The organism is uncultured Cardiobacterium sp., from assembly GCF_938028185.1.
In the GTDB taxonomy this organism is placed as follows: domain Bacteria; phylum Pseudomonadota; class Gammaproteobacteria; order Cardiobacteriales; family Cardiobacteriaceae; genus Cardiobacterium.
Map to the genome: position 1 here is coordinate 1 of NZ_CALJAH010000049.1, position 8,164 is coordinate 8,164.

General features: G+C 51.9%; 16 protein-coding genes. 14 read left to right on the forward strand and 2 right to left on the reverse strand.

The window, feature by feature from the left end; all coding sequences use genetic code 11:
* The 11 genes from Q0349_RS01625 to Q0349_RS01675 form a co-directional block, all read left to right on the forward strand.
* A partial coding sequence (locus tag Q0349_RS01625; protein WP_298079066.1) for a phage/plasmid replication protein, II/X family occupies positions 1–756 on the forward strand: 756 nt, incomplete at its 5' end.
* Positions 756–1,019 (forward strand): hypothetical protein, encoded by a 264-nt coding sequence (locus Q0349_RS01630; protein WP_298079067.1) that lies wholly within the window; start codon positions 756–758, stop codon positions 1,017–1,019. The genes Q0349_RS01625 and Q0349_RS01630, both read left to right, overlap by 1 nt.
* A 100-nt stretch (positions 1,020–1,119) precedes the next feature.
* Positions 1,120–1,320, forward strand: a complete 201-nt coding sequence (locus tag Q0349_RS01635; RefSeq protein WP_298079068.1) for a hypothetical protein — start codon at positions 1,120–1,122, stop codon at positions 1,318–1,320.
* A 137-nt stretch (positions 1,321–1,457) separates the two neighbouring features.
* On the forward strand, positions 1,458–1,640 hold the full coding sequence (locus Q0349_RS01640; protein WP_298079070.1) for a hypothetical protein: 183 nt from the start codon (positions 1,458–1,460) through the stop codon (positions 1,638–1,640).
* A complete protein-coding gene (locus Q0349_RS01645) occupies positions 1,637–1,849 on the forward strand; it encodes a hypothetical protein (protein WP_298079072.1) in 213 nt (70 codons plus the stop codon). Before Q0349_RS01640 ends, Q0349_RS01645 begins: the two co-directional genes overlap by 4 nt.
* Before the next feature lie 3 nt (positions 1,850–1,852).
* Entirely contained in the window at positions 1,853–2,161 is a 309-nt protein-coding gene (locus Q0349_RS01650) for a hypothetical protein (protein ID WP_298079074.1), read from the forward strand.
* 179 nt (positions 2,162–2,340) lie between these two features.
* Positions 2,341–2,532 (forward strand): hypothetical protein, encoded by a 192-nt coding sequence (locus Q0349_RS01655; RefSeq protein ID WP_281837952.1) that lies wholly within the window; start codon positions 2,341–2,343, stop codon positions 2,530–2,532.
* Between the two features lie 102 nt (positions 2,533–2,634).
* Positions 2,635–4,509, forward strand: a complete 1,875-nt coding sequence (locus tag Q0349_RS01660) for a virulence factor TspB C-terminal domain-related protein (RefSeq protein WP_298079076.1) — start codon at positions 2,635–2,637, stop codon at positions 4,507–4,509.
* The gene (locus Q0349_RS01665; RefSeq protein ID WP_298079077.1) at positions 4,509–4,841 is read left to right on the forward strand and encodes a DUF2523 family protein; all 333 of its coding nucleotides are present in this window, start codon (positions 4,509–4,511) and stop codon (positions 4,839–4,841) included. Before Q0349_RS01660 ends, Q0349_RS01665 begins: the two co-directional genes overlap by 1 nt.
* 2 nt (positions 4,842–4,843) lie before the next feature.
* Entirely contained in the window at positions 4,844–5,620 is a 777-nt protein-coding gene (locus Q0349_RS01670; RefSeq protein ID WP_298079078.1) for a zonular occludens toxin domain-containing protein, read from the forward strand.
* A 26-nt stretch (positions 5,621–5,646) separates the two neighbouring features.
* Positions 5,647–5,940 (forward strand): hypothetical protein, encoded by a 294-nt coding sequence (locus Q0349_RS01675; RefSeq protein WP_298079079.1) that lies wholly within the window; start codon positions 5,647–5,649, stop codon positions 5,938–5,940.
* 241 nt (positions 5,941–6,181) lie between these two features.
* Here the strand turns inward: Q0349_RS01675 and Q0349_RS01680 are convergent, their stop codons facing one another.
* Positions 6,182–6,388, reverse strand: coding sequence for a hypothetical protein (locus tag Q0349_RS01680; RefSeq protein WP_298079080.1), 207 nt, complete (start codon positions 6,386–6,388; stop codon positions 6,182–6,184).
* Between the two features lie 89 nt (positions 6,389–6,477).
* On the opposite strand from Q0349_RS01680, the gene Q0349_RS01685 reads away from it, so the two are divergent.
* A complete protein-coding gene (locus tag Q0349_RS01685) occupies positions 6,478–6,651 on the forward strand; it encodes a type II toxin-antitoxin system RelB/DinJ family antitoxin (RefSeq protein WP_298079082.1) in 174 nt (57 codons plus the stop codon).
* Entirely contained in the window at positions 6,648–6,854 is a 207-nt protein-coding gene (locus Q0349_RS01690; protein WP_298079084.1) for a hypothetical protein, read from the forward strand. Before Q0349_RS01685 ends, Q0349_RS01690 begins: the two co-directional genes overlap by 4 nt.
* A gap of 549 nt (positions 6,855–7,403) precedes the next feature.
* On the opposite strand, the gene Q0349_RS01695 is transcribed toward Q0349_RS01690, so the two are convergent.
* Positions 7,404–7,814, reverse strand: a complete 411-nt coding sequence (locus Q0349_RS01695) for a hypothetical protein (RefSeq protein WP_298079085.1) — start codon at positions 7,812–7,814, stop codon at positions 7,404–7,406.
* Here Q0349_RS01695 and Q0349_RS01700 point away from each other — a divergent pair.
* Positions 7,795–8,164 (forward strand): phage/plasmid replication protein, II/X family (locus Q0349_RS01700; protein ID WP_298079086.1); only part of this gene is annotated, 370 nt, incomplete at its 3' end. The genes Q0349_RS01695 and Q0349_RS01700 overlap by 20 nt on opposite strands.

Here is an 8,164-nt window from a genome sequence, read left to right on the forward strand (position 1 = left end):
GCCGTGGTTGCCGACGTGTTGCCGAAGCTGGGTTTTTCCGCGACCGACACCGCGCGCGCCGTCAAACAAATCGACGAAGGCAAATACCGCGTTACCAAAATTGACATCACCAAAATGTTCCGCCTCGGCACCGACCAGGACGTGCGCGATTACCTGCGGATGATGCCGCACACCGTTTCTGCCCGTGGCGACCGCTGCGAGTTCTGCAAAAACACCTTCTACATTGGCAAGCATTCCGGCCTCTGGTCGCTCAAGATTTATAACAAATATCTGGAAATCACCAGTCGTTCAAAGGCGCACCGCCTGCCGGATTTCTTGCCGCGCGAAGATTTCGAGCAATTCGTCGCCGGACAGCTCCGTGTAGAGCTCGTATTACAGAAACAGATATTGGACCGTCTTCAACTAACCGATCCCGTTTTGCTGCAAAACAGACTTGATGAAGTATTTAACGAATTTACCGGGAGAATCACCATGCGCAACCAAGAAATAGCCGAACACGATTATGTAAAACTTAGTCCCAGTTTTCAGGGCACTGTAGAAAAGTGGCGCGCGGGTCGTGATTTGAAGTCGCTGATGTCAAAAACAACCTATTACCGCCATCGCGCCGAGTTGTTGAAGATTGGGATTGATATTTCCAAGCCGCCGATAATGGCGGAAGACCGGACGGCGATAGTGCGTCCGATAAAGGTACTGGCACCGATGGAGGTCGTAGAGATACCGCCGCGTTTGCAGCCGTATCTGTTGCGGGTAGCGTGATGTTAAGCATTGAATTTGAAATAGAGGATTTGTATCTGCGTTTGCATGATATTGAAATGGAGATTGAAGAAATCAAATATTGGCTTCCTGAAGAATCAGAAGCAGAACGTGAATATTGCTTGCAAGATATTGATTATTTGATTGCAGAAAGAAGTAATATCGAATCACAGATTGCAGAGCTGGAACAAATGCGGGAAGAATCACAATGTTGTTGTGGGTATTGTGATTGCGGCAGGGATGCAGACCCTTTATGGGTGAAGTAAGCGTTTTGTAGAAACCTTCGGAACCTGCTTGGGAGCCTGCAAGTTAGCAGGGCGCAGCCCGCTTGCCGCCCGGATAAAACAAGGGATAAGGAACAGTTTTATGATGATTGAGAAGATGTTTCTGGAAGAACAGATTGATGATTTAACGAATTACTTGGCCGAGGTTGAGGAGGAGCTGGAAGAAAAGAGGAAAGAAGTTGCATCGTTAGAGAACCAGATTGCCGAGATGAAGGAAGAGATTGAAGAAATGAAATCCCAACTTGAAGCGATAAACGAAGATGAAGAAGACGAGGAAGAATAAACCATCTGATTCTTTTTGGGTTTTTTCTTTTTGGGGTATTTGATGAGGTTAAACAATTAAGGTAAAAAGTGGCAGTGAGTGTTTTGTACAATTTGAATCTTGTTGAGATAGATTTGGAATACAGGCGGGAGAGACAAATGAAAAAGGTTGAATTGGAGGACGAATTGCAGGAGCTTTTAAGCCGTAATGTGCAGATTGAGAAGGAGCTTGGAGAACTTTCGTGGGCGATGAGCGAGTTGACGGATGAGAGGCGCGAGAATGACGGGCGGATTGAGCAGATTAAAAACCTGATTGAGCAGTTTGAGGAGGATGGCGAATGAGGAGTGAAGAAGAGCAGGAAGAAATAGACTGGCTTGAGAATCGCAATGGCGAGATTGAATCACTGGTTGAATCACACAGGCAAACCATTCAGGAATATGAAGATTTAATTGAGCAATTGATTGAAGAATATAACTCGAACTTGGTTCGGTTATATGATTTGGGTGAAGACCATTTTGTTTATGATGATGAAGAAGACGAGGAAGAATAAACCATGCAAACCGTATCACGTTACATATACGTTGGTGCCAGTTGTTACAACTTTTCCGACGACAAGACGGGTCGTCCGGTTCAGGGGGCGAAGCTCTATCTGGTGCCTACCGAGATGGCCAAAAGGGAGAACATAACCGGTTACGGGGTTGACGTTATCAATGCCGATTATGGCCTGTTTGCGCAATGCCGGACATTGCAGCCGATGAAAGTTTACGATTTCAGCGTGGACATTGACCTGACGGGCAAAACGCCGCGGGTTCGTGTTTTGGGAATCATTGGCGAAGCGCAGAAAGAACAGAAGGCATCATGACCGGATATTTCCTCTGCGAAGTAGTGCAGGGGGCGCCGCAGAATTGCCTTGCGATTCCGGCGGAAAGGACAATGCAGATTTCAGAGATGATAACCATCATATCTGTATTGTGGGCCGCGATAGGTGTTGCTTTCGTCGCGCGCCTTATAGGTAAGCAACTTTCAACATAAGGAATAGCTATGAAAAACAAGCTGATAGCCCTTTCTGCCTTTGCGTTGGCGTCGCCGTTCGCACTGGCCGAGGAAGGAATGGGAGCGGCGGCGGTGAAGGCCGTCCAGGACGCTGCCAAAGACGCGAACCCGGTATATGTGGCGGTGATTGCCGCGTTGGCCGGTTTCTTCGTCGTCAAGCTCATTCGCAAGGCGCTATGAGGAAAGCGGGGGCAACCCCGCTTTTTTAACAGTGATTGAATACAATTTGGGGTTACTGATAATTGCGACGTTTGTTGCAATTGCATTTATGGTGATGTGGCAATGAGGCCAGCAATAAAGCATTTTTGGTTTATTTTTCGTTTTCTTTGGGCGCTGCTGTATTTTTTGGCATTTTTTGTGACGGTTGTTTATACCTTTGCGTTTTTGTTTTCGGGTGTGGCGAATGCGGAAACGGGAAAACTCTGGTACAACGCCCATACCGGTAACAGGTTTTCTTTTTCTAGCCCCGCTGCTGCCTGCGCTTATATTGGAACGGTGCCGGGAAGAAGCCTCGGAAAAGACCGCGGGAAGTGCTGGAAGGAAGGTGAGAACGGTTTTCGTGGTTTCGAGATGAGCGAATACTATGCCGAGGAGAAGACGTGTGAAGTGGAAAGCATCTTAAATAATGGTTCGTCTGATGGTGTTGATTTATCTGGATCATGGAAAACTCTACATTGGATGCGTGCGCCGAAAGGCAAAGATGCCGGAAAGTGGTATCCTGATAGCTTCACCCAATGCGAAAACAATTGTACTGTCCGTTATAAGGTTTTCAATTTTGTGGACGGAAATCCCGTTGTAAATGAAAAAGATGGTACATCACGCAAAGGATTTACAAAATATCAAACAGGAGGCGTTTGTGCACCCCCACCACCCGATGACAACAAAGATCCTGAGCCGCCAAAATCTGATACTGATGACGATGGCAAGCCTGATGATAACAAGCCCGGCGATGGCGGTAGAGACGACAGCAGCGCAGGCGAAGGCGAAGGCGGATCGAGCGGCGAAGGAAAAGGCGATAGAGAAGACGACCCGAAGCAACCGGATGACGGAGGCAGAGACAGCGACGGCATCGGCGACGGAGGCGATGAAGGCGGCGGAGAAAGCGATGGAGACGGCAAGGGAGGCCCTCAGGGCGGCGGAAGCGGCGATGGAAGCGGCAAGGATGGCGATGAAGGCGGCGGAGGCAGCCAATGGCTTCTGTGTCCCTCACACAGGGGATACTACAAAAGGGGTACCGAACCGACGGGCGACTGCGCGCTGACACCGCCGAAGCCCAAAGATCCGAAAAAACCGGGCGATCCGAAACAGCCCGAAGACCCGAAGAAACCTGATCCGAAGAAGCCGGACGAGCCGAATCAGCCCGACCCGAAAAAGCCGGGCGGCGGTAGCGGCGGCGGCGGTGGTGGAGGTGGTGGAGGCGGCAGCCCCGGCCAGTCCGGTCATGACGGCAAGGGAGCCGACGGCAAGGACGGCGGCAATGGCACGCCGGGCGGCAATCCCGGCGGCGGCACGGGCGGCAACGGCAGCAGCGCCGACGGCGACGGCAAACACGACGGGAAGGACGACAAGGGCGAGGGCAGCGGCATTAGCGGCGGCGACTGCAAGACTGGCCGGGCGCCCGTGTGTAAGGGCGATCAGGTGCAATGTTACATTGCGCGTGAGCAATGGCGGACGTCGTGCCTGGCCGAATCCGGGCGAACTGACCTCGGCGCGAAAGGCGACTGCAAGACCGGGAAAAAGCCCGTCTGCCGCGGCGATGCGACGACCTGCTACCAGTTGCAACTTCAGTTTGAGCAGACGTGCGCGGCGACTGGCGGCGGTGAGGGCGATTTGGACGGGGCGAAAGAAGGCTTTGGTGACAGCATCGGCGAGCGCGAGATTGCCGATGAGACCGGATTGGGCAAGGCGCCGACCACGGATGACATCAAAAACCAGTTTGGCAAAGAGGTCGATGTGGCGAGTTACGCCAACAAATTCGATGATCGCGGATTTCTGAACAACCATGCCTGCATGGCGCCGCAGAAATACACGGTGAGCGGCATCAGTTTCACCATTGACTGGTCGATGTTGTGCCTTTTTCTCACCTATGTGGGTTATTTCGTTGTTGCTGTAGGTTATTTCATTGGGTTTCGTATCGTTTCGGGAGGATTTGACTGATGCCGTTGCTTGGTCCGATATTGGGGGCGTTTTTTCGCTTCATGCTGGTCAAAATGCTGGGCGGGTTGGCGAAAGCGTTTCTGTTTCTGCTGGCCTTCATGGTCTTTCGCCTGCTCGCGCTGATTGGCTTTAGCTATGTGATTTACAAGGGATTTGACATCTACGCGCAAGGCGTTTTGCAAAAAATCATGGCGCAATTTGGGCATTTGCCGGAGTTCATTTTGCAAATGTTGTCGATGGCACAATTTGACGTATTTCTTTCCATTATCTTCAGCGCCTATGTGCTCAAATTTTCAATCAAGGGCGCGTCCAAAATAACGATGTTGGGTTAAACATGATATTTCTGATTACAGGCAAGCCGGGGAGTTTCAAGACTCTTTCCACCATCGAACGGGTGCAAAAATACCAGCAGGACCAGGCGAAGCAGGGGCTGGTGCGTGATGTTTACACCAACATCAACGGCATCAAGGTTGAGGGCTGGAAATGGCTGGATGACCCGCGCAAATGGTATGAGTTGCCAGACGGGGCCATTGTGGTGGTTGATGAATGCCAAAAAGAAACGGCAGGATTCGGTGCAACCAATTCGGCCGCGAAGCAGGAGCTGACGATTACCGAGCTGGAAACGCACCGGCATCACGGATTTGATTTGTTCCTGATTACCCAGGGCGTGCATCTCATCAATTCGCGCATTCGCCCGCTGGTGGACGAGCATTATCACTATCTGCGCAAATACGGCTGGAATCGTGCGCATCTCTACATTTCTACCGGCATTATTCCCGCGACCGAACGTGAATCGGTATTGCGCAAGGAATACGAACACAAAATTTACCGGCCATCGAAGAAGACCTACAAACTCTATGAATCGTCGAGTCTGCACACCGTGCAAAAGCGCATACCGCCTGCGGTGTTGTACGGCGTGCCGGCGGTGCTCCTGTTTCTGTGGCTTATTTGGCACGGGATTACCTCGGTGCGCGATATGGGCGGCAACAGGGCGGAGGCGGCGGCAGAAACGGAAGTTTCGGCGGCGGCTGCACCGGTTGCGGAGGCTGCGGCGGGAAAGCGGGGACCGGAGGCGTCTCTGACGCTTCCGGTGCCGGATTTAACCCGCTGACTGCCTATGTGCCACGGATTGAGGCGATGCCGGAGACCGCGCCGGCATATGACGAGTTGCGCAAGCCGAAGGATTTTCCGCGGGCGCAGTGCATGAACAGCAAAAAGCGCGGTTGCCGTTGTTACACGCAGCAGGGTTCACTGATGCGCGATTATCCGCGGGAGGTGTGCCTTGCGCGGGTGCGTGATGGTTATTTTGATCCGACGCGACAGGCGCCGGGCGACCAGCGACAAGCGCGCGGAGCGGGCGAGAGCGACGAAGGAGCGCGCGCCCGCGCCAGCGCGCGACAAGCATTGAGCGCGGCGGCCACAGCACAATGAATGATTGAATGAAACATAATGCGGGAAACAAATGGCGGCGGAATGTTCCGCGAATGGCCGCGCAAAATCTGCCGCAATAAATTTATTCAACTTCGTAGAATGAACCTTAAGTATGTGATTTTACTGTATATTTTTTGCTTGCAAAACCCGTAACCCGCACCGTTGAGCCATTTGCCGTTTTTGTTTCCGCTTTTTTCGCCTCATTTGAGGACACATTTATCGCCCCGCCATTGACGGGGCTTTATTTTTTCCGGGTAGTGGGCGAGGGCAGGGCGGTGATATCAATGCCCCATTTTTCGGCCAGTTGTTGGCGGTGCCGGGCATAGGTTTCGCGGCTGACGAAGTGTTTGGGGTTGATGCCGATGCGCCACAATAGATAAGTACCCCTCACGCCGTGGGGCATATGTAGGATTTGGATACGTTCGCGGTCGCTGATTTTGAGGCTCATGTGTTAATAATCCTGTAATGTTCAGGGGTTGCCATGTGGCTATTTTGTGGCTACAATATAGCCATTATTTAGCTACAGGAGCAATCAGGATGGATACCATAATCCGATGCAGGATACCCGATGACCTCAAGACCGTGTTTGTTTCGCAATGCGAGGGGCAGGGATTGACGGCAAGTCTGGTGATGCGCAAGTTGATAGAGGGCTATGTTGCCGACAACGCGCAGATTGATATTTTCAAACAGCAAAAGAGGGCAAAAAAATGAACCTTTCCGAAGAAAAGATGATTGCCGAGATTCAGGAATCGCAGGCGCGCATTTACAAGATGCTGGCAGAGGTGGACAAATTGCGGGCGGAAACCCGGCATGAAGAAAAAAGCACCTTCAAGGTCATCGTCGAAGCCTATTTCTACCCCTTCATCGTCCTGGCCACCTTGCTGGGGGCGTATGCCGCTTTCATTCACAGATAACCGGCTTCCCGGTATCCGCCGCAGGTTTTGCCCTGCGGCTTTTTTTTTGCGTCCGGCGGCAGTTTGTTCGCCGGGTAGCAGATTGCCCAACAGGGCAAGGCATCCCATCCTCTTGGACAGCCCAGGCCGACGAGGCGACGCAGTCAAGGGCGCGCAGCGGCGAAGCGTACCCTTGACGGCGGGAAAGCCGAAGGCGGCATGATGCGTCCAAGAGGAGAGGATGCCGCCAACGCGTGAACGGAACGTGTCGCTGAACCTGCGGCAGGGATGCAGTCCCGCATGGGTGTAAAAGCGTTGCAGCCGCCGCCCGTGAGGAACGAACGGGTTGCGGCGGGTAGCGGCCTTTGGAATCTGCTTGGGAGCCTGTGAGTTAGCAGAACGCAGCCCGTCCGCCGCCCGGATGGTGCAGGACAGGGGACGTTAACAGTTGTTCATGAAAGAATAGGGCAGGGCGCAAGTCGGGTGTAGTAGTACCCGACTTTGTCCCAAAAATGGGAATATTCTAAACCGGCTGTAATGTTTTGAGGTCGAGTTTTCCTTATTTCTTCGTCATTCTATTGACAATTCTTCTTTTTTTTGCTTGTAAATTTTTCGCCATTCTGTAAGCGCTTTGGTGCTGGTGCCTCTTCCGCCTCTCCCGCTAACTTTAGCCATTGAATATAAAAGCAAAAAATCTATTCCAAACTCTTCACTTACTTTTGCCACGATTTTATCGTCTGGCATTGCACCGTTCACCCACCCGTTGAACTTCTGTTGGTCTATACCTAGCCTTAAAAGGTACTGACGTACACTCGTATTTTCGTCTTTTTTAGACAGTATTAAATCCGTAAATTCAGACATTTGCGAGCCTTTGCGAGTTATAAATCTCAAATTGTAAATTTTTCCTTGACAGATTGTAGGGTAAATGCCATATTTATCTAAATTTCCAATTTGCAAATCTATGATTGACTGGCTGAACATTGAGGTACCGCTTGCGCATCTGCCGATACGGCAGGGGCGTCGCATGGTGATAGACCATGACGGCGTTGTTACCTCGGAGTTCGTCATGTTTCGCGGGGTAGAGAACACCTTTGACGAAGAGGGGAGCTATTCCAGCCGTGTTGCGGTGTCCAGCATTGACAGTGATTACACCGTGGCGCAGACGGGTTCATTGCCGTCGGGGATGGTTTCGGGCATCTCGGTCAAGGGCAATCCGACGAAGTACCTTCAGGGTCATAACATCTTTGGCATTTCCTGCATCCGCAGTCTCGCGCGCGCCGTGGTTGCCGACGTGTTGCCGAAGCTGGGTTTTTCCGCGACCGACACCGCGC

Coding starts and splice junctions, on each gene's coding strand:
- Q0349_RS01630 (WP_298079067.1), top strand. CDS start 756: ATGTTAAGCATTGAATTTGAAATAGAGGATTTGTATCTGCGTTTGCAT.
- Q0349_RS01635 (WP_298079068.1), top strand. CDS start 1,120: ATGATGATTGAGAAGATGTTTCTGGAAGAACAGATTGATGATTTAACG.
- Q0349_RS01640 (WP_298079070.1), top strand. CDS start 1,458: ATGAAAAAGGTTGAATTGGAGGACGAATTGCAGGAGCTTTTAAGCCGT.
- Q0349_RS01645 (WP_298079072.1), top strand. CDS start 1,637: ATGAGGAGTGAAGAAGAGCAGGAAGAAATAGACTGGCTTGAGAATCGC.
- Q0349_RS01650 (WP_298079074.1), top strand. CDS start 1,853: ATGCAAACCGTATCACGTTACATATACGTTGGTGCCAGTTGTTACAAC.
- Q0349_RS01655 (WP_281837952.1), top strand. CDS start 2,341: ATGAAAAACAAGCTGATAGCCCTTTCTGCCTTTGCGTTGGCGTCGCCG.
- Q0349_RS01660 (WP_298079076.1), top strand. CDS start 2,635: ATGAGGCCAGCAATAAAGCATTTTTGGTTTATTTTTCGTTTTCTTTGG.
- Q0349_RS01665 (WP_298079077.1), top strand. CDS start 4,509: ATGCCGTTGCTTGGTCCGATATTGGGGGCGTTTTTTCGCTTCATGCTG.
- Q0349_RS01670 (WP_298079078.1), top strand. CDS start 4,844: ATGATATTTCTGATTACAGGCAAGCCGGGGAGTTTCAAGACTCTTTCC.
- Q0349_RS01675 (WP_298079079.1), top strand. CDS start 5,647: ATGCCGGAGACCGCGCCGGCATATGACGAGTTGCGCAAGCCGAAGGAT.
- Q0349_RS01680 (WP_298079080.1), bottom strand. CDS start 6,388: ATGAGCCTCAAAATCAGCGACCGCGAACGTATCCAAATCCTACATATG.
- Q0349_RS01685 (WP_298079082.1), top strand. CDS start 6,478: ATGGATACCATAATCCGATGCAGGATACCCGATGACCTCAAGACCGTG.
- Q0349_RS01690 (WP_298079084.1), top strand. CDS start 6,648: ATGAACCTTTCCGAAGAAAAGATGATTGCCGAGATTCAGGAATCGCAG.
- Q0349_RS01695 (WP_298079085.1), bottom strand. CDS start 7,814: ATGTTCAGCCAGTCAATCATAGATTTGCAAATTGGAAATTTAGATAAA.